This is a genomic window from Pseudomonas oleovorans subsp. oleovorans (genome assembly GCF_002197815.1).
GTDB classification, from domain to species: Bacteria; Pseudomonadota; Gammaproteobacteria; order Pseudomonadales; family Pseudomonadaceae; genus Aquipseudomonas; species Aquipseudomonas oleovorans.
In genome coordinates, this window is sequence record NZ_NIUB01000012.1 from 60,976 (window position 1) to 86,822 (window position 25,847).

A 25,847-nucleotide genomic window follows, 5' to 3' on the forward strand; every position below is an offset into this window, starting at 1 on the left:
CTTGTGCGGGGCGTTTTTGTTGGTGGAGGTGTATGTAGGTCAGTTGACCTTCAAGACGCCACCGGTACCCAGGCCACCTTCAACTTCCTGTGCCTTGTAGTTTTTCAGGGAGACGATCATCTTGTTCCAAGCGTCGTTGAACGCTGCCACGGTGGCTTTGCCTTCCGGGGTGCGGGAGAAACCACCCAGGCCGCCGGCCACGCCGCTGCTGGTGAGGGCGCCCAGGGCTGCACCATAATTGGTAGCGGTGGCGTTGCCTTCGGAGGTGGAAATCTGTACCGAGGAGCGAATGTCAAACAGCGACAGGGTTACTACCGATGCCTTCGATTGCAAGGCGCCCGCCAGGCCCGCCACGGCGCTGTTGCCCAGCAGGCCACCGATGGCTGAGCCGACGCCGCCTACCGAATCGTTATCGATGATGATCTTGGGTTCCAGGAAGTAATCAGCGGCAACGCGCTGGCCCTTTTGCTGGTTGGAGCCGCACGGTATTCGCCGGAATTGCGCTGCTGGTCGGTTATCTTGCTCAGACGGCTGTCTAGCTGCTGGTTGCCGATGGAGGTGATCACAAAGCAGTTGGATTGCTGTACTGCCAGGCGCAGGAGTGGTTCGATGCTGGTGACTTGGGTTGCGCTGCCGAACTGGCCATACCAGTCGGAATTACGCCCGTCATCGATGGCGATGGTTCCCAGAGTGCGATCGCAGCGCTCCAGTTCCGGGTTGGCGCCGACGCTGGTGCTACCACCGGCGGATCCGGACATGGCAGTGGACTGGTTGCCGGTACTGATCATGCCGCCGCCAGCACAGGCGGACAAAGTCGCGCCCAGCAGGCACAGGCTGAACAGTTTGAGAGGCTTGGATGGGATGCGAGCCTTGTTCATGAAATGCACTTCTCCATATGTTGTCGTGTCGGATGATCATTCGCTTAGCTAGATACAGCAGGGATCACCCTTGCCTTCCCTGGCCGAGCTTTCTTACTTATTGTTGAGGGTTGTCAGTAGTAGTACCAATAGCCCTGTCGCCAGTAGCCGAAGTACGAATAGCCTCGATACCAGTATCCGCGGTAGTACTCACGCCAGTGCTTGCGCCAGCGGTAGTCGTCGGCTTCTGACTTCTTCGCTTCCGTGGCTTCGGCCAGACGCGCGGCAGATTCCTGGTCGCCTTGCGCTGCTGCCATCGACAGCCATTTCTCAGCTTCTTGGGGATCGCTGCCCATTTCCTCAAAACCGCTCAGGTAATAGCCGCCCAGTGCCTTCTGGGCCTCCAGTAGACCACCATGGCCTGCCTTGCGCATCCATTGCAAAGCCTGATAACTGTTGCGCTGCACGCCGTCGCCTCGAAAGTAACGCAGGGACAGATCGTATGCGGCCTTGGGTTCGCTGGCGGCAGCCTCTTCGAGCTTGAGGATTTCTTCACTTTTGACCACGGCCGGTTTGTTCAGATAGTCGGCCGAGACGGAGGAGAGGGGGCGTTCGGAACAGCCGCTGTCATCGCAGAAACGGGCGCTCTGCTGAGAGGTGCTGCTGCAGCCGCCTGCCAGAAGGGCGAAACCGAGCAGGACAAATAGCTGTTTCAACGAGGTGGTGTGTAGGTGACAGTCCATATCTGAGCACTCCTATTGGAAGTGCGCAGGATAAATATATAGAAGTCAAAGGGCAATCGCCTGTTGTACGCGATGCGTAGCAGCTTCGTAATCCTCGACGCTACTGGCGGTCGGCAGGCGTTCAAGGATGTGGCGCAACCAGGCGTAAGGCTCTTGCCCGTTGGCTTTGGCAGTTTCGATCAGGCTGTAGATCTGCGCGCTGGCCGTGGCACCCTTGGGCGTGTCGCTGAACAGCCAGTTCTTGCGGCCGATGACGAAGGGACGGATGGCGTTCTCGGCGCGGTTGTTGTCGATCGGTAGATGCCCGCCTTCGATGTAGCGCACCAGCCTGCTCCAGTTTCTGGCCAAGTAGTTTACCGCCTTGCCCAGGGCCGTCTGCCCAGCGACCTGCGGTTGGGTTTTGTCCAGCCAGGCCTTGAGTTGGTCGATCAGGGGCTGGCTGCGTTGCTGGCGGACGTCGAGGCGTTCGTTATGGTCAGCGTCCTTCAGGTCACGCTCGATGCCGTCGGCGTACTTGGTGGTCAGCAGCATCGCCAGCACGCTGGGGCTGGCCAGGCTCTTCTCGATCAGTTGGGCCGGCTTGTCGGCGGTGACCGGCGCGGTTTCACAGGCCTTGCAGGCATAGGTCTTGCGGATGTGGCGGATGACCCGCACCTGCATCGGGATGATCTCCAGCTGCTCGCTGGTCTCCTCGCCGATCACCTGCTTGCAGGCACCGCAGGCGCAGGTGCGCTCATGCTCGGGTAGCTCATGGATGACCTCCACACGCGGCAGGTTGGCCGGCAGCGGCTTGCGTTTGCCACGGCGCTTGACCGGCGCAACGACTTCTTCGGCTTCGGCTTCGGCTTCGGCTTCGGCTTCGCTTGGCGCAGCGGCCGCTTCGATCAGCTCTTCGACCTCGTTGAACATGGCCAACTGCGGCGAGTCGGCATCTTCAGGGCTGCGCTCGGACTTGGGCGAGAACAGCTTGTGGCGCAGCAAGGCGTTCTCTTCCTGCAACTGCAGAATCAGAGCCTTGAGCAGGACGGGATCGTCGGGAAGATTGTCGGCGCCAAATTTCATGGCGCCGGATTATACCGGCTCAGGCCACGTAACGCGGCGTCAGAACCTGATGCGGACGGTTACGCCACAGGTCGATACCGTCGAGCAGCCAGTTCAGCTCGTCGACCGTCAGCTCAATGGCCTCGTCACCGGCATCGGGGTTGGTCTTGAAACGCTCGGCTTCCAGTCGCTTGAGCCACAGGCAGAAGCCATTGCGCTCCCAGTAAAGAATCTTGACCTGGCTGCGCGTGCGATTGAGGAACACGAACAGCACCGGGTTGAACACCTCCACCTTGATGTCCAGCTCGACCAGCGCGGCCAGTCCGTTGATGGATTTGCGGAAGTCGACGGGCTTTGGGTAGAGATAGACCTTCTGCACTTTGGCGTCGGGACGCATCATGACGGAACTCCACGGGAAAATAGGGAGCCCAGCATCCGGGATACGGAGAGGTCAGTTGAAGATGGGGTCTATGGAGCGCATACGTGACTATCGGGCGTGCGGGCGCTGAGCGCCGCCAACTTAAGGCGGGTGACGAGGTTGGAGACGGGGATGGAGCTGCGACTGAGTAACAGGGTTGTTCCGCTGTAGTAACGTTTATCTCAGGAGTTTCGCCGCAATTCGGCGATTTCCGTGCGCAGTGCCTTGAGTTCGTCGAGTATGGCCTGATCGCGCCGGCTCTGTTCCTGCTCTTCGGCGCTGGGGGGCTGAGCATCCTGCATGGAATTGACGATCACTGCGATGAACAGGTTGAGCATCATAAAGGTGGCAATCAGCAAGTACGGGATGAAGAACAGCCAGGCCAGCGGATACACCTCCATGATCGGCCTCACGGTGCCACTCGACCAACTGTCCAGGGTCATCATCTGGAACAGCGAATAGAGGCTGGTGGTCAGGCTGCCGAACCACTCGGGAAAGCGTTCGCCGAACAGTTGCGTGGCCATGACCGCGGATACGTAGAGGATCAGTCCCATCAACATGATGATGCTGCCCATGCCTGGCAGTGATGAGAGCAGCGCTTGGACCACCTTGCGCATGCTCGGGTTGATCGACACCAGGCGTAGCACACGGAGTACGCGCAGGGCGCGCAGCACGGCGAAGGGGCCGCTCGCTGGTACCAAGGCGATGCCGACGACGATGCAGTCGAATATGGTCCAAGGGTCACGCAGCAGCGCAACACCGCGGGCAGCGAAGCGCAGCGCCAGTTCGGCGACGAAGCAGGCGAGGATCGCGGCATCCAGTGGCAGCAGCAGCCAGCCCCACTGGTCTACGGTTTCCTTGAAGGTCAGCAGGCCGAGAATGGCGGCGTTGAGCAGAATCAGCACGGTGACCAGGCGCTGTACGGCTTTGCCGTCCATGATCTGGGCTAGGTGCAGGCGCCAGTTGGCATGGGATTGGTTCGGGTCGAGTTCAGGCATGGCGGTTTTCAGTGGAGGTCTATGCGATAGCCCGGACGACTGCCGGGCTGGAGGCACTCAGCGGTCGTCTAGCGCGAAGGCAGTCAGGGTGTAAACCGGGATATTGGCATCCTGCAGTTTCTGCGAACCACCCAGCTCAGGCAGGTCGATGATCGCGGCGGCCTCGAACACCGTGGCGCGCATGCGTCGCACCAGGTTGGCTGCGGCGATCAGGGTGCCGCCGGTAGCGATCAGGTCATCGAAGATCAGCACCGAATCGCCTTCGCAGAGACTGTCGCTGTGCACTTCGAGGAAGGCTTCGCCATATTCGGTCTGGTAGCCCTCGCTGAGCACGTCAGCCGGCAGTTTGCCCTGCTTGCGAAACAGCACCAGGGGCTTGTTCAATTCGTAGGCGATGATCGAGCCGATCAGGAAACCGCGTGCGTCCATGGCGCCGATGTGACTGAATTCGGCCTCCACGTAACGCTGGATGAAGCTGTCGGCGACCATGCGCAGGGCGCGCGGCGACTGGAACAGCGGGGTGATGTCGCGAAAGATGACGCCCGGCTTGGGGAAGTCCGGTACCGGGCGGATCAGGGTCTTGATGCTGAATTCGTCAAAGATCATCGTGGGGTCCTAATGCGTTGAGCCCGCGAACTCGTGCGAACTCAAACGTCGAGATTGCCGCCGGCCAGAGCACACAGTTCGATCGGGTCGAGAATGTGCACTTCCTTGCCTTCGGCTTCGAGCAGCTTGTTCTGTTGGAAGCGGGTAAATACGCGAGACACCGTCTCCACCGCAAGGCCCAAATAGTTACCAATTTCGTTACGCGACATGGCCAGGCGGAACTGGTTGGCCGAGAAACCACGGGCGCGGAAGCGGGCGGAGAGGTTGACCAGGAAGGTGGCGATACGTTCGTCCGCGGTCTTCTTCGACAGCAACAGCATCATCTGCTGATCGTCACGTATTTCACGACTCATGATGCGCATCAGCTGGCGCCGCAGTTGCGGCAGCTGCAGGGCCAGGTCGTCGAGGCGCTCGAAGGGAATCTCGCAGGCCGAGGTGGTTTCCAGCGCCTGTGCCGATACCGGGTAGCGCTCGCCGTCGACCCCTGACAGGCCGACCAGCTCGCTGGGCAGGTGGAAGCCGGTTATCTGCTCCTCACCGCCATCGCTCAGGCTGAAGGTCTTCAGCGCACCGGAGCGTACGGCGAATACGGAGCCGAAGGAGTCACCCTGACGGAACAGGAATTCGCCTTTTTTCAGCGGCCGACCACGCTTGACGATGTCGTCGAGGGCGTCCATGTCTTCCATGTTCAGCGAGAGCGGCAGGCACAGGCTGGCCAGGCTGCAATCCTTGCAATGGGCTTGATGCTGCTTGTGCAGCTTGATGCTCTCGGACATCGTTCAACCTCCTTATAGATACGCAATGGCGCTTAGGGTACAGCAGGGGCGGGTTTGCGACCAGCTATGCAAGCCTGACTGCTTGCCCAAGTTTGATCCCGGTCTGCCGATGTGACCCTGACATGATAGATCAAGGCAGGGAGCAAGGTAATGCGCATCGCTTCGCTGGGTTCACTGAACAATCTGGCTCAGGGTGTTCAACGACAGTTCAGCACGGCTGAACGAACTGCGCAGGAGAGTCGCGAAGGATTGCGCGTGAGCCTGTCCGAGCTGGGCAAGGGCATGTCGACCAGGTCTGAGAAGCATCAAGATATCGACGATAGCGACCTGCCTCAGGCGATCAGGGATCTGCTCAAGATGATCCGCGAGTTGCGTGCGCAGATCGTCGAGAAGCAGGCGCAGATCGAGGCCGTCATGAGCGACCAGAGGCTTGACGCCGAGGGCAAGCGTCAGCAGTTGGAAGGGCTGCAGACCGAGCTGGCGTCGCTCAACAGCGCATTGACTGCGGCCAATGCCAACCTGATCAAGCTCATGCGTGAGAACGGCCTGTCGAATGAGCAGATGCAGAGCGCCGCCACGCTGGCGATGGGGTGATATGCCAGCCAGTGACGGCGTTCCGTCACTGGCGCAGGCTGCTCGTGTTCAGATCACCCGAGAAAAACGCTGGCGCACCTGATCGTTGAGATAGCGATCGAACAGCATGCACAGCGAACGCACCAGTAGGCGCCCGGCCGGACGCACTTCAATACCCTGAGCGTCGAGACTGATCAGGCCGTCAGCCGCGAGTTGCTCCAGTTCGGGCCATAGGGCGCAGAAATAATCACGGAACACCACGCCATGCGTTTGCTCGATGTCGGCGAAGCGCAGTTCGAAATGGCAGATCAGTTGCTGAATCACGGCGCGACGCAGGCGGTCGTCGGCATTGCAATGCAGGCCTCGACGAGTTGCCAGTTGGCCGTTGCCCAGGGTCTGCTGATAACTGGTGATATCGCTGTCGTTCTGGCTGTACAGATCGCCGATCTGGCTGATGGCGGATACGCCCAGGCCGATCAGGTCGCAGTGGCCGTGGGTGGTGTAGCCCTGGAAGTTGCGTTGCAGCGTGCCTTCTTCCTGAGCGATGGCCAGTTCATCGTCGGGCAGGGCGAAGTGATCCATGCCGATGTAGCGATAGCCGGCGCGGGTCAGCTGCTCGATGCTGGCCTGCAGCATGGCCAGCTTGTCCGCCGGGCTGGGCAGGTCATCGGCGCTGATGCGCCGTTGCGGCATGAAGCGTTCGGGCAGGTGCGCGTAGTTGAACAGCGACAGACGATCCGGCTGCAGGGCGATGATTTCGGCCACGGTGCGGGCGAAGCGCTCAGGCGTTTGCTTGGGCAGGCCGTAGATCAGGTCGATGTTTACCGAGCGAAACTGCAGGGTGCGCGCTGCCTCGACGATGGCGCGGGTTTCCTCCAGGGTTTGCAGGCGGTTGACCGCGCGTTGCACCTCGGGATCGAGATCCTGCACGCCCAGGCTGACACGGTTGAAGCCCAGTTCGCGCAGCAGGCCCATGGTCGACCAGTCGGCCTCGCGCGGATCGATCTCGATGCTGTAATCGCCGGAATCGTCATCCAGCAGGTTGAAGTGCTGGCGCAGGTGCTGCATCAGGCGGCGCAGCTCGTCATGGCTGAGGAAGGTTGGCGTGCCGCCACCGAAATGCAGTTGCTCGATTGGCTGGTTGCGATCGATGTAGCGGCTGATGATCTCGATTTCCCGCTCGAGCTTTTCCAGATAAGGCAAGGCGCGGCCACGATCCTTGGTGATGACTTTATTGCAGGCGCAGTAGTAGCAGATGTGCGCGCAGAACGGCACGTGCACGTACAGCGACAACGGGCGTCCGGCCTTGCGGCTGTCGCGCAGAGCGTGCAGCAGGTCGAACGGGCCGATATCGTCGTGAAACTGCACGGCAGTCGGGTAGGAGGTGTAGCGCGGGCCGGCGAGATCGTAGCGGCGGATCAGGTCGGCGTCCCACTGGATGGCTTTGAGCATGGGGAATAATCCTGGACAGGCTGTGTGGCCAGTCTAGGGATGCACGTAGGTGGCAGCCTTGACCTGAATCAAGGGCACGTTGAGCACTGGAGGTGTTGTCGCGGCGTAGCCCAATGAAATCCGGGGATGCTGGGTACCTTGCTCCCGGATTACATCCGGCTACGCCTCAGTGCCCCATCAGCCAGTGCTGGTGTGGGCCGGGCAGGGTCCAGATGCCGAACAGGATGACCAGCAGGCCACCCGCCATGCGCACGCCGCGTTTGCGCAGTAGCGCGGTGATGCGTTCTGCCGCCAGACCGGTGGCCAGCAGCACCGGCCAGGTGCCCAGGCCAAAGGCCAGCATCAGCAGGGCACTGTTGACGGCATTGCCCTGGCTGGAGGCCCACAGCAGGGTGCTGTAAACCAGGCCACACGGCAGCCAGCCCCAGAGACTACCCAGCACCACTGCCTTGGGGATGCTTGTGACCGGCATGAAGCGGCGTGTCAGGGGTTGAATGTGTCGCCACAGGCCACGGCCCAGTGCTTCGATGCGCGTCAGGCCGCTCCACCAGCCGGCGAGATAAAGACCCATGGCGATCAGCAGCAGCGCCGCCAGCGTGCGCATGATGACCTCGGCCTGGCTGCCGGCCACGACCCAGCCGGCCAGCCCAAGGAGCAAGCCTGCCAGCGCGTAGCTGAGGATGCGCCCGAGGTTGTAGGCCAATAGCAGTTGCAGGCGTCTGCTGCGTTGTTCGGGGGGAATCGCCAGGGTCAGGGCGCCCATCAGGCCGCCGCACATGCCCAGGCAATGGCCGCCGCCGAGCAGGCCGAGAACCAGCGCCGATACCAGCAGTGGCGCCAGTTCAGGCATCGGGCTTGTCCTGCCTGTTCTGCTCTTCGACCTGTTCGACGCCAGCCTTGTGCAATGGGTCTTCGTCGTCGAACAGAATGCTGTGTGCCGGCCCGTCGAGGTCGTCGTACTGGCCGCTGTCCACCGCCCAGAAGAACAGCCAGATGGCGAAACCGACCAGGCCGATGGCGACGGGGATCAGGATGTAGAGGGCGGACATGCGGTCTCCATGGAGGCGTCTGGGGAGGAGCGAGCATCGCGAGCGAAGAAGCGGTTCGCGAGCAGAGCTCGCTCCTACATGTTTGGGGTGTGGCTCAGGCGCAGGGCGTTGAGCACCACCAACAGCGAGCTGAGCGACATGCCCACGGCCGCCCAGATCGGCGTGATCCAGCCCAGGGCGGCGAAGGGCAGTACCAGGCCATTGTACAGCGTCGCCCAGGCCAGGTTCTCGATGATGATACGGCGCGTGCGCTTGGCCAGCTTCAGGCCATCGACCAGGCTGCTCAGGCGGTTCGACAGCAACACGGCGTCGGCGCTGGTTTTCGCCAGGTCGGAGGCCGAGCCCATGGCCACGCTGATATCGGCAGCCGCCAGCACCGGTACGTCGTTGACGCCATCGCCAAGCATCAGCACGCGGCGGCCTTCGCTGTGCAGCTGTTTGAGTACCACCAGTTTGGCATCCGGAGTCAGGCCGCCACGGGCATCTTCGATGCCCAGTTGACGGGCTACTTCGGCCACCATCGGCGAGCTGTCGCCAGACAGCAGATGGATATGCCAGCCACGGCTGCGGGCGGCGGCGATCAGGTCCGGCGCGTCTTCACGCAGGCGGTCGTCGAGGACGAACCAGGCCAGTGGCCCCTGTTCGTCGCCCAGCAGCAGCCATTGGCCGTGCTCGCTGGCAATCGCTGGTACGGCCTGGCCGCTCAGGGCGCAAACGAAGCTGGCCTCGCCGATGCGCAGCAGGCGGCCATCGACCAGGCCCTGCAGGCCTTGCCCGGGATGGCTGTCGACAGACTGCGCTGCGCGAGGTGCTTGGCTGAACGCACGGGCGATGGGGTGTTCCGAACGGTTTTCCAGTGCGGCGGCCAGCGCCAGGCAATCGCCCTGGTCGAGATCGCGCAGCGGATGGATGGCCTTGAGCGTCAGGCGGCCTTCGGTCAGCGTACCGGTCTTGTCCAGCACCAGGGTGTCGATCTGGTTCAGGCCTTCGAGCACATGGCCGCGGGTCAGTAGCATGCCCAGTTTATGCAGGGTGCCGGTGGCGGTGGTCAGCGCAGTCGGGGTGGCCAGGGCCAGGGCGCAGGGGCAGGTGGCCACGAGCAGGGCGAGCACGACCCAGAAAGCGCGGCTGGAGTCGATCTCCCACCAGGCGTAGCCGACCACGGCAGCAGCCACGAGGATGAACAACAGAAACCATTGCGAGACGCGGTCGGCGATCTCTGCCAGGCGCGGTTTTTCACTCTGCGCGCGTTCCAGCAGGCGGACGATGGCCGACAGGCGCGTGGCATCGCCCAGCGCCTGCACCTCGACGGTCAGCGGGCCTTCGACATTCAGCGTGCCGGCAGTGACGCCGTCGCCGATGCCGCGTGCCTGAGGCAGGTATTCACCCGTCAGCAGTGACTCATCGACGCTGGACTGGCCGGCAAGGATGCGCCCGTCAGCGGGAATCAGCGAGCCGGGCTGCACCAGCACCTGTTCGCCGACCTGCAGTTCGCGCAGCAGAATGCGCTGGCTCTGACCGTCGGCGTCCAGGCGCAGGCAGGAGGCTGGGAGCAGTTTGACCATTTGTGCGGTGGCGGCGGCCGTGCGTTCTCGGGCGCGGCGCTCCAGGTAGCGGCCGGCGAGCAGGAACAGCGCGAACATGCCCACGGCGTCGAAATACAGTTCGCCCTGGCCGGTGATGGTCGACCAGATGCCGGCCACGTAGGCACCGCCGATGGCCAGCGAGACCGAGACATCCATGGTCAGATGGCGGGTACGCAGGTCGCGCAGAGCACCGCGGAAGAACTGCCCGCAGCAGTAGAAGACGATAGGCGTGGTGAGGAACAGGCTGGTCCAGCGCAGGATCTTGTCCAGCTCCGGCGACAGGTCGATGTTGAATTCCGGCCAGGTGGCCATGGTCGCCATCATCACCTGCATCCACAACAACCCGGCCACGCCCAGCTCGCGCATGCGCCGGCGGTTTTCCGCGGCCATGCGCTCTGCCGCCTCGTCGGCGCGCCAGGGGTGGGCGGCGTAACCGATGCGGCGCAGTTCGGCGAGCAGCTTGCTCAGGGCGATCTGGCTGTCCTGCCAGCGCACCTGCAGGCGATGGTTGGACAGGTTCAGGTGCGCTTCGGCCACGCCCGGCACGCCGCGCAGGTGCTTCTCGATCAGCCAGCCGCAGGCCGCGCAACTGATGCCTTCGATCAGCAATTGGGTTTCGCTCAGTTCGCCTTCGTGCTGGACGAAGGGCTGCTGCACATCGCTACGGTCATACAGCGCCAGTTCATCCGGCAGGGCGGCGGGCAGTGCCTGCGGGTTGGCCGCGTTCTCGCTGCGATGGCTGTAGTAATGCTCCAGGCCACCGGCAACGATGGCTTCGGCCACGGCCTGACAGCCGGGGCAGCACATTTCGCGGGTCTGGCCGAGCACGTCGGCACGGAACTGGCTGCCGGCGGGCACCGGCAGGCCACAGTGATAGCAGGGAGTAGGGGCGGGCATCGGCAGGGTCAGTAGGAGGGATTGTCACCGATCATGATGGTCTGGCCATCGGCGATGGTTTCTTCCTCGAACAGGCGCCAGTTCTGGCTGCCTTCCTGGCCGAGCAATTCGACGAAGCGGCGACCGCTGACTTCATCGACCATCTGCCCACGGTAGTGACCGTCAGCAGTGGGTTGCAGGATCACCCGGCGGTCACGCTCCGGCTGGGTCGGCGAGATCAGGTTGAGCACGATCTGCTGCGGTCTGCTGTTGCCCTCCAGCGACAGGGTGGCGACGCCGGTGGTGTTGTCCAGCACCAGCTTGCCATGCAGTTGCAGGCGCTCGGCCAATTTTTCGCGCTCCAGCGACTGGTTGATGCCCTTGCCGACATCGTAATAGTCGTCGGAGATCAGCCCTGGCGGATTCTTCGTGGCGATGGTCAGCAGGGTCAGGCCATGCACTACCGAGTAGCCCAGCAGGAACAGGATGAACCAGGGCCAGAACTGCTTGTACCAGGGTTTGACTGGCGATGGGGTGTGTTCGCTCATGCGTTTTCCGTTGTTAGTGGAGGCTTGGGCCGATGAAGCGGCTGTCGGCGTCGTTCTTGATGCTGGGGTCATCCGCGGATTGTACGTGGAAGACGATGTTGTTGGTGCTCGACGGTAGCTTTTCCGGCGCGATGGACAGCTCGACCGGGAAGGAATACACCTCGCCAGCCAGGGCCCGCACTTCGCGCTTGCCTTCGTAGACCAGGCCGTCGAGGCCGTCGGCAGTGATCACGTAGGTCATGTCGCGCTGCGCCTTGTTCATGATCTTCAGGGTGTAGACGTTCTCGATATGACCGCGCTCGTTCTCACGGAACAGCACGCGGTCCTTGAGTACATCCAGCTCCACCAGCGGGCGATTGGCCACGGCCCAGGCGAACAGGCCGATCATGGCGACCAGCGCGACAGCGTACCCGATCAGGCGCGGGCGCAGCAGACGGGTCTTCTGGCCGGACAGGTTGTGTTCAGTGGTGTAGCTGATCAGCCCCTTGGGATAGTTCATCCTGTCCATGATGTCGTCACAGGCGTCGATGCAGGCGGCGCAGCCGATGCACTCGATCTGCAGGCCGTCGCGGATATCGATGCCGGTCGGGCAGACCTGCACGCACATTTTGCAGTCGATGCAATCACCTAGGCCCTGGGCCTTGTAATCGGCGTCCTTCTTGCGCGGACCACGCAACTCGCCACGACGTGGGTCGTAGGAGACGATCAGGGTGTCCTGGTCGAACATCACGCTCTGGAAGCGTGCGTAGGGGCACATGTAGATACACACCTGCTCGCGCAGGTAACCGGCGTTGCCGTAGGTGGCGAGGGTGAAGAAGCCGATCCAGAAATAGGCCCAGCCACTGGCCTGGCCGGTGAAGATCTCGATTACCAGCTCGCGTATGGGCGTGAAATAGCCGACGAAGGTGATCGCTGTGAGCAGCGAGACGCCAACCCAGATACCGTGCTTGGCCGCCTTGCGCCCGAGTTTCGCGCCGCTCATGGGCTGCTTGTCCAGCTTCATGCGCTGGTTGCGGTCACCCTCGGTGACCTTCTCCGCCCACATGAAGACCCAGGTGAATACGCTTTGCGGGCAGGTGTAGCCGCACCAGACACGCCCGGCGAACACGGTGATGAAGAACAGGCCGAAGGCGCAGATGATCAGCAGCCAGGACAGCAGCATGAAGTCCTGCGGCCAGTAGGTGGCGCCGAAGATGTGGAACTTGCGCTCCGGCAGATTCCACCACACCGCCTGGCGGCCTTCCCAGTTCAGCCAGACGGTGCCGAAGAACAGCAGGAAGAGCAGGGCGCCGCCAGCGAGTCGCAGATTACGATACAGGCCAGTGAACGCTCGAGTGTAGATCTTCTCGCGGCTGGCGTAGAGATCGACGCCGGCATTCTTGGCAGAGGAAGGAGGGGTGACGTCCTGGACGGGTATCTGTTCGCTCATCAATGCATACCAAAGCGGTGGGTGGCAGCCCGGGCCGATGCGTGCCGGTCAGGGTCAATTCACGGTCGCTATATGGTACGCCTGAAAGACAACGCCCGGGTGCGACCAGCAGTCGCGACCCGGGCGTTCATTGACCCTTGTCAAAAGTGTCGTTGTGCGCTTACTGCTCTTGAGTCTGATGCGACAGGCTGTACACGTAGGCTGCCAGCAAGTGCACCTTGTCGTTGCCGAGGAACTCTTCTTGGGCTGGCATGTTGCCGTGACGACCGTAACGAATGGTCTGCTGCAGCTGCGCGTAGCTGCTGCCGTAGATGAACGCAGCCGGGTTAGTCAGGTTCGGCGCACCCATGGCGGCCATGCCCTTGCCGTCTGCACCGTGGCAGGCGAAGCAGGTGCCGGCGAAAACCTTCTGGCCCGCTTCGATATCCGCTTCTACGCCTTCCGGCAGTTCACGACCGGCCAGTTCGGTGAGCACGTAGGCGGCGACGTTGCGTACACCGTCTTCGCCGATGGCCGGGCCTTGAGCCGGCATCGCGCCCTGACGGCCCTTGAGGATCGAGGTCTTGATGTCTTCCGGCTCGCCACCCCAGCGCCATTCGTTGTCGGTCAGGTTGGGGAAGCCGTAGCTGCCCTTGGCATCGGAACCGTGGCAAACCGAGCAGTTGGAAGCGAACAGGCGGCCACCCATTTTCAGGGCCTGCTCATCCTTGGCCACTTCCTCGATCGGCATGGCAGCGTACTTGGCGAACAGCGGGCCGTATTGCTCATCGGCACGCGCCATTTCCTTCTCCCACTGGTGCACGCCGGTCCAGCCAGAGTAGCGCATGGAGCCGTCAGCGATCTGCACGCCAGCAGTGAAAGGCGTTTGCTTCTTGCTGTCGACGTAGTCGTAGCCCGGCAGCAGACCTTTGAAGTTACCCAGGCCCGGATACAGGGCGAGGTAGCCGAGGGCGAAGACGATGGTGGCGACGAACAGCATGAACCACCACTTCGGCAGCGGGTTGTCATACTCCTCGATGCCGTCGAAGCTGTGCCCGACGGTTTCCTCGGTAGTCTCCTGGCGCTGGCCCTTGCGGGTGCCGAAGATCAGCCAGGTCAGGGCGAAGATGGTGCCCAGAGACAGAATGGTTACGTACCAACTCCAGAACGTGGTCATTGGTTATTGCTCCTGGAAGAGTCCTGATCGCGCTTGGACTCGGGCTTGGGATCGTCGGCGAAGGGCAGGTTGGCAGCTTCGTCGAAGCTGGACTTGCGCTTGCTGCTGTATGCCCAGAGCACTACGCCGATGAAGGCGATGAACACCACCGCCGTGCCGATGCCGCGAATCATCTCGATGTCCATAGCGTCTTACCGTTTGTTCTTGATGGAAGTGCCGAGAACCTGCAGGTACGCGATCAGCGCGTCCATTTCGGTGTTGCCTTTCACGGCATCGCGAGCGCCGGCGATATCCTCGTCGGTGTACGGGACGCCTAAGCCACGCAGGACTTCCATCTTTTTGGCAGTGTCGCGACCGTCGAGCTTGTTCTCCACCAGCCACGGGTAGGCGGGCATCTTCGACTCGGGCACGACGTTGCGCGGGTTGTACAGGTGGGCGCGATGCCACTCGTCCGAGTAACGGCCGCCGACGCGGGCCAGGTCCGGGCCGGTACGCTTGGAGCCCCACAGGAAGGGGTGATCCCAGACGCTCTCACCGGCAACCGAATAGTGACCGTATCGCTCGGTCTCGGCGCGGAACGGACGGATCATCTGCGAATGGCAGCCAACGCAGCCTTCACGGATGTAGATATCGCGACCTTCCAGTTGCATCGCGGTGTAGGGCTTGAGGCCTTCCACCGGCTCGTTGGTGACGTCCTGGAAGAACAGCGGGACGATCTGGGTCAGGCCACCGATGCTGACGGCAATCACCATCAGCAGTGCCATCAGGCCGATATTCTTCTCGATGATTTCGTGTTTCATCAGTGAGCTACTCCGGCGGGAATCTGCGCAGCCGCTTCGTATTCAGCCGGCTTGGCGGCACGCACGGTGCGGTAGGTGTTGTAGGCCATCAGCAGCATGCCGGCGACGAAGAAGGCGCCGCCGATCATGCGTACGACATAGCCTGCATGGCTGGCTTCCAGCGACTCGACGAAGGAGTAGGTGAGGGTACCGTCTTCGTTGACTGCACGCCACATCAGGCCCTGGGTGATGCCGTTGACCCACATCGAGGCGATGTACAGCACGGTGCCGATGGTGGCCAGCCAGAAGTGGGTGTTGATCAGCGCGATGCTGTGCATCTGCTCACGGCCGAACACCTTGGGAATCAGGTGATACAGCGAGCCGATGGAGATCATCGCTACCCAACCCAGAGCGCCGGCGTGTACGTGGCCGATGGTCCAGTCGGTGTAGTGGGACAGCGCATTGACCGTCTTGATGGCCATCATCGGACCTTCGAAGGTGGACATGCCGTAGAACGCCAGGGACACGACCAGGAACCGCAGGATCGGGTCGGTACGCAGCTTATGCCAGGCACCGGACAGGCTCATCATGCCGTTGATCATACCGCCCCAGCTTGGTGCCAGCAGGATCACCGACATGACCATGCCCAGGGACTGCGCCCAGTCCGGCAGGGCCGTGTAGTGCAAGTGGTGCGGACCGGCCCAGATGTACAGTGTGATTAGCGCCCAGAAGTGCACGATGGACAGGCGATACGAGTAGATCGGACGCTCGGCCTGCTTGGGTACGAAGTAGTACATCATGCCCAGGAAGCCGGTGGTCAGGAAGAAGCCCACGGCGTTGTGGCCGTACCACCACTGGATCATCGCGTCGGTCGCGCCGGCATAAGCCGAGTACGACTTGAACAGGCTCACCGGCATGGCGGCGCTGTTGACGATGTGCAGCATGGCGGTCACGAGGATGAACGCACCGAAGAACCAGTTGCCCACATAGATGTGCTTGGTCTTGCGCTTGGCGACTGTGCCGAAGAACACCACGGCATAGGTAATCCAGACGATGCCCAGGAGGATATCGATTGGCCACTCAAGCTCGGCGTATTCTTTGCTGCTGGTGTAGCCCATCGGCAGGGTGATCACCGCGAGCACGATGACCGCTTGCCAGCCCCAGAAGGTGAAGGCAGCCAGACCGTCGGAAATCAGGCGCGTTTGACAGGTGCGCTGGACCACGTAGTACGAGGTCGCGAACAGTGCGCATCCGCCGAAGGCGAAGATCACCGCGTTGGTATGAAGCGGACGCAGACGGCCGAAGCTGGTCCACGGCAGGCCAAGGTTTAGTTCCGGCCACACGAGTTGTGCGGCGATGAACACGCCTAGACCCATCCCAATGACCCCCCAGATCACCGTCATAATGGCGAACTGGCGGACCACCTTATAGTTATAAGCAGTCTGACTGATTGCTGTGCTCATGCTAGGGGTTCCACGGTTAATGGAGTTTTATGGGGCAAAAATCGGCGGCAAGTATGGAGAAAGCAGGTAGCCATTGCAACGCAACATACCGACGCGAACCGGGTTTCAGAGCGTTTCACGGGGCGTTCGAGTCGACCCGGGGAGCGGCTCTGTGTGCTTTTGGCGCAATCATTTTGCGCAGCGCTAAGAATGGATCGCCTTGGAGTTGTGGCAGGTGGCGACTGAAAAGCAGCTTAGCCCAGATCAAGGAGGTTGCAGGGCTATTGGTCGGTAGGTGCGACATTGGGTCGCACACTTATATAAGGAGGGAGCCGGCGACCTTGCTGCGGTCGCCGGTAAAGCCGTGGATTACTTGTCTTCGCCCTGGCTCAGCTTGAGCACGTAAGCGGCCAGCAGGTGAGCCTTGTCGTTACCGAGAAAATCACCCTGAGCCGGCATGTTGCCGCTGCGACCATAGCGAATGGTCTGTTGCAGTTGGGCGAAGCTGCTGCCGTAGATGAACGCGCTGGGTTGAGTCAGATCCGGTGCGCCCATCATCGGCATGCCGGTGCCGGCAGGGGTATGGCAGGCGGCGCAGAGGGTGGAGAAGATCTGCTTGCCGGCGGCGATGTCCGCTTCCGTGCCCTCGGGCAGCTCACGACCACCCAGTTCGGTGAGCACATAGGCCGCGACGTTACGCACGCCATCTTCGCCGATCATCGGGCCTTGTGCCGGCATTACGCCCATGCGGCCATGCATGATGGAGGCTTTGATGGTTTCCGGCTCACCGCCCCAGCGCCAGCTGTTGTCCGTCAGGTTGGGGAAGCCGTAGCTGCCCTTGGCATCCGAGCCATGGCACACCGAGCAGTTGGAGGCGAACAGGCGACCGCCCATTTTCAGCGCGCGCTCGTCCTTGGCCACTTCCTCGATGGGCATGGCGGCATATTTGGCGAAAATCGGGCCGTACAGCTCATCGGCGCGATCCATTTCGCGCTGCCACTGGTTGACCTGGGTCCAGCCATCCTCATAGCCCGGCAGCAGTCCCTTGAAGTTACCCAGGCCCGGATACAGCAGCAGGTAAGCCACGGAAAACACCAGGGTGCCGACGAACAACATGAACCACCACTTGGGCAGCGGGTTGTCGTACTCCTCGATGCCATCGAAAGAGTGGCCCATGGTCTGCTCGGTGGGGTTCTTGTGAACTTCGCCCTTGCGGGTGGCGAAAATCAGCCAGAACAGCGCAACCAGCGAACCAACGGTCAGCAGGGTGATGTACCAACTCCAGAAGGTGGTCATGCTTGGGTCCTCGAAACGGCGGGCTTGGACTCATCGGCGAAGGGCAGGTTGGCGGCCTCGACGAAGGCGTCGCGGCGCTTGCCGCTATAAGCCCAGAGGGTAACGGCGGTGAAGGCGATCAGAACCAGTGCGCTGCCCAGACCGCGCAGGGTGCCGATATCGATAAGCTCGAACATGGCGCTCACCTCTTGTTCTTCACGGCGGTGCCAAGCACCTGCAGGTAGGCGACCAGAGCATCCATCTCGCTCTTGCCCTTGACCGCGTCGCTGGCGCCGGCGATGTCTTCTTCGCTGTAGGGCACGCCCAATGTGCGCAAGGCGCTCATCTTCTTGGCCGTGTCCTTGCCATCGAGGCTCTGTTCGACCAGCCAGGGGTAGGCGGGCATGATCGACTCCGGCACGACGTTGCGCGGGTTGTACAGGTGGGCGCGATGCCACTCGTCCGAGTAGCGACCGCCGACGCGGGCCAGGTCCGGGCCGGTGCGCTTGGAGCCCCACAGGAAGGGGTGATCCCAGACGCTTTCGCCGGCGACGGAGTAGTGGCCGTAGCGCTCGGTCTCGGCGCGGAACGGGCGGATCATCTGCGAATGGCAGCCGACGCAGCCCTCGCGGATGTAAATGTCGCGGCCTTCCAGTTGCAGCGCGGTGTAGGGCTTGAGGCCATCGACCGGCTCGTTGGTGACGTCCTGGAAGAACAGCGGGACGATCTGCGTCAGGCCGCCGATGCTGACCGCCAGGATCATCACCAGGGCCATCAGGCCGATGTTCTTCTCGAGAATTTCGTGTTTCATCAGTGGGCTCCTTCTACCGAGAACTGCGCAGCGGCTTCCATCTCGGTGGATTTCGCGCTACGTACGGTCAGCCAGACGTTCCAGGCCATCAGCAGCATGCCGGCGAAGAAGATTGCACCACCGATCACCCGTACCACGAATCCGACATGGCTGGCTTCCAGCGACTCGACGAAGGAGTAGGTGAGGGTACCGTCTTCGTTGACTGCACGCCACATCAGGCCCTGGGTGATGCCGTTGACCCACATCGAGGCGATGTACAGCACGGTGCCGATGGTGGCCAGCCAGAAGTGGGTGTTGATCAGCGCGATGCTGTGCATCTGCTCACGGCCGAACACCTTGGGAATCAGGTGATACAGCGAGCCGATGGAGATCATCGCTACCCAACCCAGAGCGCCGGCGTGTACGTGGCCGATGGTCCAGTCGGTGTAGTGGGACAGCGCATTGACCGTCTTGATGGCCATCATCGGACCTTCGAAGGTGGACATGCCGTAGAACGCCAGCGACACGACCAGGAACCGCAGGATCGGGTCGGTACGCAGCTTATGCCAGGCACCGGACAGGCTCATCATGCCGTTGATCATACCGCCCCAGCTTGGTGCCAGCAGGATCACCGACATGACCATGCCCAGGGACTGCGCCCAGTCCGGCAGGGCCGTGTAGTGCAAGTGGTGCGGACCGGCCCAGATGTACAGTGTGATTAGCGCCCAGAAGTGCACGATGGACAGGCGATACGAGTAGATCGGACGCTCGGCCTGCTTGGGTACGAAGTAGTACATCATGCCCAGGAAGCCGGTGGTCAGGAAGAAGCCCACGGCGTTGTGGCCGTACCACCACTGGATCATCGCGTCGGTCGCGCCGGCATAAGCCGAGTACGACTTGAACAGGCTCACCGGCATGGCGGCGCTGTTGACGATGTGCAGCATGGCGGTCACGAGGATGAACGCACCGAAGAACCAGTTGCCCACATAGATGTGCTTGGTCTTGCGCTTGGCGACTGTGCCGAAGAACACCACGGCATAGGTAATCCAGACGATGCCCAGGAGGATATCGATTGGCCACTCAAGCTCGGCGTATTCTTTGCTGCTGGTGTAGCCCATCGGCAGGGTGATCACCGCGAGCACGATGACCGCTTGCCAGCCCCAGAAGGTGAAGGCCGCCAGCTTCGGAGCGAACAGCGTGGTCTGACTGGTGCGTTGCACCGCGTAGTAACTGGTGGCGAACAGGGCGCAGCCACCGAAAGCGAAGATCACCGCATTGGTATGCAGCGGGCGCAGACGGCCGAAGCTGGTCCACGGCAGGTTGAAGTTAAGTTCGGGCCAGGCCAGCTGGGCAGCGATGAATACGCCGAGTCCCATGCCGACGATGCCCCAAACCACCGTCATAATGGCGAACTGGCGAACCACCCTGTAGTTATAGGCGCAGCGGGTTGTTGTGTTCATGTCTGGGCTTCCATCCACGGTTATGGCAGAGCGGCCGATAACTGTGGTAGACGCAGGCATGAGCAAGCCACGGACACCACGGATATCGACGCGAGGCAAGCATGAGCAAAGGGCCATCTGGGTTTATTGACGCCGGTCAATGTGAGCAGGGACTACCCTGGCTGTGGGACGAACCGCCGCAGGCGGCATCGAGCACGCTGATCCTCGCGCACGGGGCCGGCGCGCCGATGGACAGTCCGTTCATGCAGACCATGGCTCAGGGTTTGGCGGCACGCGGCGTGCGTGTGGTGCGCTTCGAGTTCGCCTATATGGCGCAGCGACGGGTGGATGGGCGCAAGCGCCCGCCCAATCCGCAGGCGCAACTACTGCAGCAATGGCGCGAAGTGCATGCGCAGGTGCGCCAACGAGTCTCAGGGCCGCTGTCCGTCGGCGGGAAATCCATGGGCGGGCGTATGGCCAGTCTGCTGGCTGACGAGTTCGGCGCCTCAGCGCTGATTTGTCTGGGCTATCCCTTCTATGCCGCCGGCAAGCCGGAAAAACCGCGAGTGGCCCATCTCGCCGAGCTGCGTACGCCGACGCTGATCATCCAGGGGGAGCGCGATACATTGGGCAATAAGGAAACCGTCGCGGGTTACGAGCTGTCAGCGGCCATCGAGTTGCACTGGCTGCAGGCTGCCGATCATGACTTAAAGCCATTGAAGGCATCCGGCTTCAGCCATCAGCAGCATCTCCAGACGGCTGTCGGGGCGATCACGGCTTATCTTGGTGCGGGCTGAGGAAGAGCTTCGTACGCTTGCCCGCAGCTCTTGATCCGGATTTCATTGGGCTACGAAGCCAACGCATCCCAGGCTTCAATCAACGAACAGGTCGGGTACCAGGCTGCCGCCAGCGGGATCGAAACGGTACTGCTCGAAATCGCTGACGCCCTGTTCGCGCAGGATGTCCTCGTCGATCAGCAGGCGCCCGGTGAGGCTGCGGCCTTCGCTACTCAGGATCGCATGCGCCGCATCGGCCATGATCGCCGGGGTGCGTGCCCGCTTGAAGGCGTCGCGGCTGCCCAGCTCGAATTCGATGGCGGCGGTGGCGATCATGGTCTTCGGCCACAGCGAGTTGACGCTGATGCCGTACTTCTTGAACTCCTCGCTCATGCCCAGGGTAAGCATGCTCATGCCGTACTTGGTGACGGTGTAGGGGCCGTGCTGGGCGAACCACTTGGCGTCGAGGTTCAGCGGCGGGGAGAGGTTGAGGATATGTCCGCCGGCGCTCTTCTTCAGATAGGGCAGTGCCGCCTGGCTACAGACCATCACCGCACGGGTGTTGATCTGGTACATCAGGTCGAAGCGCTTGGGTTCAAGCTTCTCCACGCCCACCAGCTTGATTGCGCCGGCGTTGTTGACCAGGGCATCGATGCCGCCGAAATGCTCGGCGGCCTGGGCCATGGCGGTTGCCACAGCCTGTTCGTCGCGCACGTCCAGCTGCAGGGCCAGCGCCTTGCCGCCGGCGGCTTCTACCTCGGCGGCGACGCTGAAGATGGTGCCTTCGAGTTTCGGGTGCGGCTCGGCGCTCTTGGCCGCGATGACGATGTTGGCGCCATCGGCGGCGGCCTTGAGGGCGATTTCGCGGCCGATGCCACGACTGGCGCCGGTGATGAACAGGGTCTTGCCGGAAAGTGACATGGGCGTGCTCCTTCTTGTTGGTATGGGACGTGGGAAGGGCCGGGCGGCGATCCGCTTTAGCCGCGAGCGTTGTTCATCGCGGCTAAAGCCCCTCCCACGGTGATGTGGTCAAACTTCGGCGGCTTCGATTTCCACCAGCAACTGGCGATTCTTCACCTGATCGCCCTGACTTACGCCGACGCGGCGGACGATGCCATCGACGCCAGCCTTGAGCGGATGCTCCATCTTCATCGCCTCCAGCACCACCAGCAGTTGCCCCTTGCTCACGCTGGCGCCCTCGGCGACCAGTACGTCGACGATGGCGCCATCCATCGGTGCCTTCACCGCGCCACTGCTGGCGGCGTTCTGCCCGCCAGCCGGCTCGTGAGTGACGTCAACCAATTCCAGGTTGCCGTGCTCACCATACAGCCAGAGGTGCTCGCCTTCGATGTGGTAGGCCTGGCGACGGCGCACGCCGTCCAATTCCAGGGTCAGCCAGCGACCGTCGCTGGCCAGCAGGCGCAGGGACAGTTGTTCCTCGCCCCGGCGTACGCGAAGCTGCGCTTGCGGGCCGCTGGAGAGCACGTCCAGCTCCACGCTGTGCTTGTGTTCGCCCTGCTTGAGGACGAAACGCCAGGGCGCGCTGCCGGCGCTGCGCCAGCCGGACAGGCCGGGCTGGTGTGCACGGGCGTCGGCCGAGATCTGGTAGAGCAGGGCGGCGGCCATGGCCAGTTCGGCCAGGCTGGCGGTGTGTGGGTGCAGGCTGGGGTCATCCGCGAAATGCTCGGCGATGAACGCCGTGGTGGCATTGCCGGCCGCGAACTCCGGATTCTTGAGCAGGTTGGCGAGGAAGCGCTGGTTACCGTTGACGCCCAGCAGCACGCACTGCTCGACCGCACGCACCAGCTTGCGCCGGGCTTCGTCGCGGGTTTCGCCGTAGGTGATGACCTTGGCCAGCATCGGGTCGTAGAAGGGGGTTACAGCCTGGCCTTCGACCAGGCCGTGGTCGATGCGCACACCGGCCAGCAGTTCGGGCTCCCAGCGCAGAACCTGACCGGTTTGCGGCAGGAAGCCGGCGGCCGAGTCCTCGGCGTACAGGCGCACTTCCATGGCGTGGCCGGTGAGGCGAATGTCGTCCTGCTGCAGCGGCAGGGGCTGGCCTTCGGCGACGCGAATCTGCCAGGCCACCAGATCCTGGCCGGTGATCAGCTCGGTAACCGGGTGCTCGACCTGCAGGCGGGTGTTCATTTCCAGGAAGAAGAATTCGCCGCTGGCATCGAGCAAAAATTCCACGGTGCCGGCGCCGACGTAGTTGACCGAGGCGGCAGCCTTGACCGCCGCTTCACCCATGGCCTTGCGCAGCTCCGGCGTCATGACCGGGCAGGGCGCCTCCTCGACTACCTTCTGGTGGCGGCGCTGCACCGAACAGTCACGCTCGCCGAGATAGACGATAGTGCCGTGCTGGTCGCCGAAGACCTGGATTTCCACGTGGCGTGGGCGGATCACCGCGCGTTCGAGAATCAGCTCGCCGGAGCCGAAGGCGTTCTGTGCCTCCGAGCGGGCGGTGCGGATCTGCCCCAGAAGCTCGCATGATTCATGCACCAGGCGCATGCCACGGCCGCCGCCACCGGCGCTGGCCTTGATCATCAGCGGGTAGCCGATGCGCTGGGCTTCACGCACCAGAGTCTCGTCGTCCTGGGCCGCGCCTTCGTAGCCGGGAATGCAGGGCACACCAGCTTCGAGCATGGCGATCTTCGACAGGCGCTTGCTGCCCATCAGGTGGATGGCTTCCACGGTCGGGCCGATGAACACGATGCCGGCGGCCTCACAGGCGCGGGCGAAATCGGCGTTCTCGGAGAGGAAGCCATAGCCGGGGTGGATGGCGTCGGCGCCGGTCTTGCGCGCGGCCTCGATGATGGCCTCGATACGCAGGTAGGACTGGTTGACCTGCGCCGGGCCGATGCATACGGCTTCGTCGGCGATCTGTACATGGCGGGCATCGCTATCAGCCTCGGAGTACACCGCCACGGTGCGATAGCCGAGTTCGATGGCGGTGCGCATTACCCGGCAGGCGATCTCGCCGCGGTTGGCGATCAGGATCTTGTTGAATGCGGGCATCTTTGTGCTCCTGCTGTGCATAGCCGGATGCAATCCGGGGAATCATTTTGGCGAGCGTTTCCGGATTGCATTGGGCTACGGTCTGTCGATTTTGTTGTAGGAGCCAGCTTGCTGGCGATCCTGGTTCGAGCTGATCGCGAGCAAGCTCGCTCCTACCGTTGCTGGTGTGGTTACTGCGCCCACTTCGGCTTGCGCTTCTGCACGAAGGCCATGGTGCCCTCGACGCCTTCGGCGCCGGTCACGGCGGCGGCGAACTGTTCGGCTGCGCGGTCGAGCAACGGGCCGAGCGCTTCGCTTTCGCTGGCCAGCAGCAGGGCCTTGGTCTGGGCATTGGCCTGTGGTGCGCATTGGCGAATCTGTTCCAGGGTTTCCTCCAGACGCTGCTGCAGGGCAGCTTCATCGTCCTCGCAGTAATGCACCAGGCCCAGGCGCAGGGCCTCGGCACCGTCGAAGCGGGCGGCGGTCAGGGCCAGGCGGCGCGCCTGGGTCAGGCCGATGCGGTGCACGACGAAGGGGGCGACCTGCGCCGGGAGGATGCCCAGCGTGGTTTCCGGCAGACCGAACTTGGCGCCGCTGGCAGCGATGGCCACGTCAGACACGCAGGCCAGGCCGAAGCCGCCGCCCAGCACGGCACCTTCCAGCACGGCCACCAGCACTTGCGGCGCGGCCTGGGCCTCTTCCAGCAACGCACCGAAGGCGCGGTTCAGCTCACGGTAGGCGTCGCCTCCCTTGGCGCGGGCGCCGGCCATGTCCTTGATATCGCCGCCGGCGCAGAAGTGGCCAGCGGCACCGCGCAGAACCAGGGCGCGCACGTTCGGATCATGGCGCACGGCTTGCAGGGTGGCGCGCAGTTCGCCGACCATCGCCAGGCTCATGGCGTTGCGGCTGTCCGGGCGGTTGAGGGTGACGTGCAGCACGCCACCGACGGAGTTCAGCTGCAGGGTTTCGCAGTGGGGCAGATCATTCATCGCATAGCCTCGGTGTAGGGCGGGTGAAACCCGCCGCAACGGTATGAGTGGAGGTCAGCCTTTCTTTTTCCCTGGCAGGATGCCCATCAGCTTGCAGATGATGCCGAGCATGATTTCGTCGGCGCCGCCGCCGATGCTCACCAGGCGTACGTCCCGGTAGGCGCGCGACACAGGGTTGTCCCACATGAAGCCCATGCCACCCCAGTACTGCAGGCAGCTGTCGGACACTTCGCGGCCCAGGCGGCCGGCCTTGAGCTTGGCCATCGACGCCAGCTTGGTCACGTCGCGACCTTTCACGTACTGCTCGGTGGCCTGGTAGACCAGCGCGCGCAGGGCTTCGATCTCGGTCTGCAGCTCGGCCATGCGGAAGTGGATGACCTGGTTGTCGATCAGCGGTTGGCCGAAGGTGTGGCGCTGCTTGCAGTAGTCGATGGTGGTGTCGACGCAGTGTTCCAGACCCTTGATCATGTTGGCCGCGCCGAACAGGCGCTCTTCCTGGAACTGCAGCATCTGCATCATGAAACCGGCGCCTTCTTGGCCGATGCGATAGCGCTGCGGCACACGCACGTTGTCGAAGAACACCTGGGCGGTCTCGGAGCTGCGCATACCGAGCTTGTCCAGGTGCGGGCTTACGGTGATGCCGGGCGTCTTCATCGGCACCACGATCAGCGATTTGTTGACGTGCGGCTTGTCGTCGCTGGTGTTGGCCAGCAGGCAGATGAAGTCGGCCGACGGCGAGTTGGTGATCCACATCTTGCTGCCGTTGATCACGTAGTCGTCGCCGTCCTTGCGCGCAGTGGTCTTCAGGCCCGCCACGTCGGAGCCGGCGCCGACTTCGGAGACGCCGATGCAGCCGACCATCTCGCCGGTGATGGCCGGGCGCAGGAATTCTTCGCGCAGTTCATCGGAGCCGAAGCGCACTAAGGCCGGGGTGCACATGTCGGTCTGCACGCCGATGGACATCGGGATGCCGCCGCAATGGATGGTGCCGAACTCTTCGGCGGCGACGATGGAGTAGCTGTAGTCCAGGCCCATACCGCCGAATTTCTCCGGTTTGGAGATGCCCAGCAGACCCAGCTCGCCAGCCTTCTTGAAGATGTCGTGGATCGGGAAGCGGCCTTCCTTTTCCCATTCATCGACATGCGGATTGATTTCCTTGTCGACGAAGTTGCGGACGGTACGGCGGAGTTCTTCGTGCTCTTGAGTGAAGATCATTGTTGTTGTGCTCCGTATCGAATGGGTCTGTAGGGCG

28 protein-coding genes are annotated in these 25,847 nt (G+C 62.6%); 2 read left to right on the forward strand and 26 right to left on the reverse strand.

The window, feature by feature from the left end; translation table 11 throughout:
* Positions 1–39 precede the first annotated feature (39 nt).
* The 8 genes from PSOLE_RS24625 to fnr form a co-directional block, all read right to left on the reverse strand.
* Positions 40–333, reverse strand: a complete 294-nt coding sequence (locus tag PSOLE_RS24625) for a hypothetical protein (protein WP_242408720.1) — start codon at positions 331–333, stop codon at positions 40–42.
* Positions 334–398: 65 nt separating this feature from the next.
* Entirely contained in the window at positions 399–878 is a 480-nt protein-coding gene (locus PSOLE_RS24630; protein WP_003460970.1) for a hypothetical protein, read from the reverse strand.
* A gap of 113 nt (positions 879–991) precedes the next feature.
* A complete protein-coding gene (locus tag PSOLE_RS09350) occupies positions 992–1,600 on the reverse strand; it encodes a tetratricopeptide repeat protein (protein WP_074859657.1) in 609 nt (202 codons plus the stop codon).
* 45 nt (positions 1,601–1,645) lie between these two features.
* On the reverse strand, positions 1,646–2,662 hold the full coding sequence (locus tag PSOLE_RS09355) for an IS66 family transposase (RefSeq protein WP_088339310.1): 1,017 nt from the start codon (positions 2,660–2,662) through the stop codon (positions 1,646–1,648).
* Between the two features lie 19 nt (positions 2,663–2,681).
* Positions 2,682–3,041 (reverse strand): IS66 family insertion sequence element accessory protein TnpB, encoded by a 360-nt coding sequence (tnpB, locus tag PSOLE_RS09360; protein WP_244597265.1) that lies wholly within the window; start codon positions 3,039–3,041, stop codon positions 2,682–2,684.
* Between the two features lie 200 nt (positions 3,042–3,241).
* Complete coding sequence (locus PSOLE_RS09365; RefSeq protein WP_074861273.1) at positions 3,242–4,057, reverse strand: ion transporter; 816 nt, start codon at positions 4,055–4,057, stop codon at positions 3,242–3,244.
* A 57-nt stretch (positions 4,058–4,114) separates the two neighbouring features.
* Complete coding sequence (locus PSOLE_RS09370; protein ID WP_074861271.1) at positions 4,115–4,663, reverse strand: adenine phosphoribosyltransferase; 549 nt, start codon at positions 4,661–4,663, stop codon at positions 4,115–4,117.
* Positions 4,664–4,704: 41 nt separating this feature from the next.
* A complete protein-coding gene (gene fnr, locus PSOLE_RS09375; protein ID WP_074861268.1) occupies positions 4,705–5,439 on the reverse strand; it encodes a fumarate/nitrate reduction transcriptional regulator Fnr in 735 nt (244 codons plus the stop codon).
* A gap of 150 nt (positions 5,440–5,589) precedes the next feature.
* Between fnr and PSOLE_RS09380 the strand changes: the two genes are divergently transcribed.
* Entirely contained in the window at positions 5,590–6,033 is a 444-nt protein-coding gene (locus PSOLE_RS09380) for a hypothetical protein (protein ID WP_003460977.1), read from the forward strand.
* Between the two features lie 48 nt (positions 6,034–6,081).
* On the opposite strand, the gene hemN is transcribed toward PSOLE_RS09380, so the two are convergent.
* From hemN to ccoN (PSOLE_RS09450), 14 genes are all read right to left on the reverse strand, one after another.
* A complete protein-coding gene (gene hemN / locus PSOLE_RS09385; protein ID WP_074861266.1) occupies positions 6,082–7,464 on the reverse strand; it encodes an oxygen-independent coproporphyrinogen III oxidase in 1,383 nt (460 codons plus the stop codon).
* Positions 7,465–7,630: 166 nt separating this feature from the next.
* Positions 7,631–8,314 carry a sulfite exporter TauE/SafE family protein gene (locus PSOLE_RS09390; protein ID WP_003460979.1) on the reverse strand — a complete coding sequence of 228 codons (684 nt, stop codon included), beginning with the start codon at positions 8,312–8,314 and terminating at the stop codon, positions 7,631–7,633.
* Complete coding sequence (gene ccoS / locus PSOLE_RS09395; protein ID WP_003460980.1) at positions 8,307–8,513, reverse strand: cbb3-type cytochrome oxidase assembly protein CcoS; 207 nt, start codon at positions 8,511–8,513, stop codon at positions 8,307–8,309. Before ccoS ends, PSOLE_RS09390 begins: the two co-directional genes overlap by 8 nt.
* Before the next feature lie 74 nt (positions 8,514–8,587).
* Positions 8,588–10,996, reverse strand: a complete 2,409-nt coding sequence (locus tag PSOLE_RS09400) for a heavy metal translocating P-type ATPase (RefSeq protein ID WP_074861264.1) — start codon at positions 10,994–10,996, stop codon at positions 8,588–8,590.
* Positions 10,997–11,004: 8 nt separating this feature from the next.
* Positions 11,005–11,523 (reverse strand): FixH family protein, encoded by a 519-nt coding sequence (locus tag PSOLE_RS09405; protein ID WP_074861262.1) that lies wholly within the window; start codon positions 11,521–11,523, stop codon positions 11,005–11,007.
* Positions 11,524–11,536: 13 nt separating this feature from the next.
* A complete protein-coding gene (gene ccoG, locus PSOLE_RS09410; RefSeq protein ID WP_074861260.1) occupies positions 11,537–12,952 on the reverse strand; it encodes a cytochrome c oxidase accessory protein CcoG in 1,416 nt (471 codons plus the stop codon).
* 160 nt (positions 12,953–13,112) lie between these two features.
* Positions 13,113–14,108: a cytochrome-c oxidase, cbb3-type subunit III gene (gene ccoP, locus PSOLE_RS09415; RefSeq protein WP_074861257.1), complete on the reverse strand. Its 996-nt coding sequence runs from the start codon at positions 14,106–14,108 to the stop codon at positions 13,113–13,115.
* The gene (locus PSOLE_RS09420) at positions 14,105–14,293 is read right to left on the reverse strand and encodes a CcoQ/FixQ family Cbb3-type cytochrome c oxidase assembly chaperone (RefSeq protein WP_074861256.1); all 189 of its coding nucleotides are present in this window, start codon (positions 14,291–14,293) and stop codon (positions 14,105–14,107) included. The genes ccoP (PSOLE_RS09415) and PSOLE_RS09420 overlap by 4 nt, the downstream gene beginning before the upstream one ends.
* Before the next feature lie 6 nt (positions 14,294–14,299).
* The gene (gene ccoO / locus PSOLE_RS09425; protein ID WP_074861254.1) at positions 14,300–14,908 is read right to left on the reverse strand and encodes a cytochrome-c oxidase, cbb3-type subunit II; all 609 of its coding nucleotides are present in this window, start codon (positions 14,906–14,908) and stop codon (positions 14,300–14,302) included.
* The gene (gene ccoN / locus PSOLE_RS09430) at positions 14,908–16,350 is read right to left on the reverse strand and encodes a cytochrome-c oxidase, cbb3-type subunit I (RefSeq protein ID WP_084341153.1); all 1,443 of its coding nucleotides are present in this window, start codon (positions 16,348–16,350) and stop codon (positions 14,908–14,910) included. Before ccoN (PSOLE_RS09430) ends, ccoO (PSOLE_RS09425) begins: the two co-directional genes overlap by 1 nt.
* Positions 16,351–16,698: 348 nt before the next feature.
* On the reverse strand, positions 16,699–17,625 hold the full coding sequence (gene ccoP, locus PSOLE_RS09435) for a cytochrome-c oxidase, cbb3-type subunit III (protein WP_003460988.1): 927 nt from the start codon (positions 17,623–17,625) through the stop codon (positions 16,699–16,701).
* Positions 17,622–17,801 carry a CcoQ/FixQ family Cbb3-type cytochrome c oxidase assembly chaperone gene (locus PSOLE_RS09440; RefSeq protein ID WP_003460989.1) on the reverse strand — a complete coding sequence of 60 codons (180 nt, stop codon included), beginning with the start codon at positions 17,799–17,801 and terminating at the stop codon, positions 17,622–17,624. The genes ccoP (PSOLE_RS09435) and PSOLE_RS09440 overlap by 4 nt, the downstream gene beginning before the upstream one ends.
* Positions 17,802–17,806: 5 nt before the next feature.
* Positions 17,807–18,415 (reverse strand): cytochrome-c oxidase, cbb3-type subunit II, encoded by a 609-nt coding sequence (gene ccoO, locus PSOLE_RS09445; protein ID WP_003460990.1) that lies wholly within the window; start codon positions 18,413–18,415, stop codon positions 17,807–17,809.
* The gene (gene ccoN / locus PSOLE_RS09450; RefSeq protein ID WP_084343988.1) at positions 18,415–19,854 is read right to left on the reverse strand and encodes a cytochrome-c oxidase, cbb3-type subunit I; all 1,440 of its coding nucleotides are present in this window, start codon (positions 19,852–19,854) and stop codon (positions 18,415–18,417) included. Before ccoN (PSOLE_RS09450) ends, ccoO (PSOLE_RS09445) begins: the two co-directional genes overlap by 1 nt.
* 101 nt (positions 19,855–19,955) lie before the next feature.
* Between ccoN (PSOLE_RS09450) and PSOLE_RS09455 the strand changes: the two genes are divergently transcribed.
* Positions 19,956–20,630 (forward strand): alpha/beta family hydrolase, encoded by a 675-nt coding sequence (locus tag PSOLE_RS09455; RefSeq protein WP_088339311.1) that lies wholly within the window; start codon positions 19,956–19,958, stop codon positions 20,628–20,630.
* A 75-nt stretch (positions 20,631–20,705) separates the two neighbouring features.
* Here PSOLE_RS09455 and PSOLE_RS09460 read toward each other — a convergent pair whose 3' ends face one another.
* The 4 genes from PSOLE_RS09460 to atuD all read right to left on the reverse strand — a co-directional run bounded on the left by PSOLE_RS09460 (position 20,706) and on the right by atuD (position 25,810).
* Entirely contained in the window at positions 20,706–21,530 is an 825-nt protein-coding gene (locus PSOLE_RS09460) for an SDR family oxidoreductase (RefSeq protein WP_003460993.1), read from the reverse strand.
* A gap of 108 nt (positions 21,531–21,638) precedes the next feature.
* The gene (locus PSOLE_RS09465; protein ID WP_074859586.1) at positions 21,639–23,627 is read right to left on the reverse strand and encodes an acetyl/propionyl/methylcrotonyl-CoA carboxylase subunit alpha; all 1,989 of its coding nucleotides are present in this window, start codon (positions 23,625–23,627) and stop codon (positions 21,639–21,641) included.
* 170 nt (positions 23,628–23,797) lie between these two features.
* Positions 23,798–24,595, reverse strand: coding sequence for an isohexenylglutaconyl-CoA hydratase (gene atuE, locus PSOLE_RS09470; RefSeq protein WP_074859583.1), 798 nt, complete (start codon positions 24,593–24,595; stop codon positions 23,798–23,800).
* 54 nt (positions 24,596–24,649) lie between these two features.
* Positions 24,650–25,810, reverse strand: coding sequence for a citronellyl-CoA dehydrogenase (atuD, locus tag PSOLE_RS09475; RefSeq protein ID WP_074859580.1), 1,161 nt, complete (start codon positions 25,808–25,810; stop codon positions 24,650–24,652).
* Between the last annotated feature and the right edge of the window lie 37 nt (positions 25,811–25,847).

Bases quoted from the DNA above. Each gene is read 5' to 3' on its own strand.
- ccoP (WP_074861257.1), bottom strand. From the start codon at position 14,108: ATGACCACGTTCTGGAGTTGGTACGTAACCATTCTGTCTCTGGGCACC.
- PSOLE_RS09355 (WP_088339310.1), bottom strand. From the start codon at position 2,662: ATGAAATTTGGCGCCGACAATCTTCCCGACGATCCCGTCCTGCTCAAG.
- ccoS (WP_003460980.1), bottom strand. From the start codon at position 8,513: ATGTCCGCCCTCTACATCCTGATCCCCGTCGCCATCGGCCTGGTCGGT.
- fnr (WP_074861268.1), bottom strand. From the start codon at position 5,439: ATGTCCGAGAGCATCAAGCTGCACAAGCAGCATCAAGCCCATTGCAAG.
- PSOLE_RS09400 (WP_074861264.1), bottom strand. From the start codon at position 10,996: ATGCCCGCCCCTACTCCCTGCTATCACTGTGGCCTGCCGGTGCCCGCC.
- ccoN (WP_084341153.1), bottom strand. From the start codon at position 16,350: ATGAGCACAGCAATCAGTCAGACTGCTTATAACTATAAGGTGGTCCGC.
- hemN (WP_074861266.1), bottom strand. From the start codon at position 7,464: ATGCTCAAAGCCATCCAGTGGGACGCCGACCTGATCCGCCGCTACGAT.
- ccoP (WP_003460988.1), bottom strand. From the start codon at position 17,625: ATGACCACCTTCTGGAGTTGGTACATCACCCTGCTGACCGTTGGTTCG.
- PSOLE_RS09460 (WP_003460993.1), bottom strand. From the start codon at position 21,530: ATGTCACTTTCCGGCAAGACCCTGTTCATCACCGGCGCCAGTCGTGGC.
- ccoG (WP_074861260.1), bottom strand. From the start codon at position 12,952: ATGAGCGAACAGATACCCGTCCAGGACGTCACCCCTCCTTCCTCTGCC.
- tnpB (WP_244597265.1), bottom strand. From the start codon at position 3,041: ATGATGCGTCCCGACGCCAAAGTGCAGAAGGTCTATCTCTACCCAAAG.
- PSOLE_RS09420 (WP_074861256.1), bottom strand. From the start codon at position 14,293: ATGGACATCGAGATGATTCGCGGCATCGGCACGGCGGTGGTGTTCATC.
- PSOLE_RS09380 (WP_003460977.1), top strand. From the start codon at position 5,590: ATGCGCATCGCTTCGCTGGGTTCACTGAACAATCTGGCTCAGGGTGTT.
- PSOLE_RS09455 (WP_088339311.1), top strand. From the start codon at position 19,956: ATGAGCAAAGGGCCATCTGGGTTTATTGACGCCGGTCAATGTGAGCAG.
- PSOLE_RS09370 (WP_074861271.1), bottom strand. From the start codon at position 4,663: ATGATCTTTGACGAATTCAGCATCAAGACCCTGATCCGCCCGGTACCG.
- PSOLE_RS09350 (WP_074859657.1), bottom strand. From the start codon at position 1,600: ATGGACTGTCACCTACACACCACCTCGTTGAAACAGCTATTTGTCCTG.
- atuD (WP_074859580.1), bottom strand. From the start codon at position 25,810: ATGATCTTCACTCAAGAGCACGAAGAACTCCGCCGTACCGTCCGCAAC.
- PSOLE_RS24630 (WP_003460970.1), bottom strand. From the start codon at position 878: ATGAACAAGGCTCGCATCCCATCCAAGCCTCTCAAACTGTTCAGCCTG.
- PSOLE_RS09365 (WP_074861273.1), bottom strand. From the start codon at position 4,057: ATGCCTGAACTCGACCCGAACCAATCCCATGCCAACTGGCGCCTGCAC.
- PSOLE_RS09390 (WP_003460979.1), bottom strand. From the start codon at position 8,314: ATGCCTGAACTGGCGCCACTGCTGGTATCGGCGCTGGTTCTCGGCCTG.
- PSOLE_RS09440 (WP_003460989.1), bottom strand. From the start codon at position 17,801: ATGTTCGAGCTTATCGATATCGGCACCCTGCGCGGTCTGGGCAGCGCA.
- ccoN (WP_084343988.1), bottom strand. From the start codon at position 19,854: ATGAACACAACAACCCGCTGCGCCTATAACTACAGGGTGGTTCGCCAG.
- ccoO (WP_003460990.1), bottom strand. From the start codon at position 18,415: ATGAAACACGAAATTCTCGAGAAGAACATCGGCCTGATGGCCCTGGTG.
- atuE (WP_074859583.1), bottom strand. From the start codon at position 24,595: ATGAATGATCTGCCCCACTGCGAAACCCTGCAGCTGAACTCCGTCGGT.
- PSOLE_RS09405 (WP_074861262.1), bottom strand. From the start codon at position 11,523: ATGAGCGAACACACCCCATCGCCAGTCAAACCCTGGTACAAGCAGTTC.
- ccoO (WP_074861254.1), bottom strand. From the start codon at position 14,908: ATGAAACACGAAATCATCGAGAAGAATATCGGCCTGATGGCACTGCTG.
- PSOLE_RS09465 (WP_074859586.1), bottom strand. From the start codon at position 23,627: ATGCCCGCATTCAACAAGATCCTGATCGCCAACCGCGGCGAGATCGCC.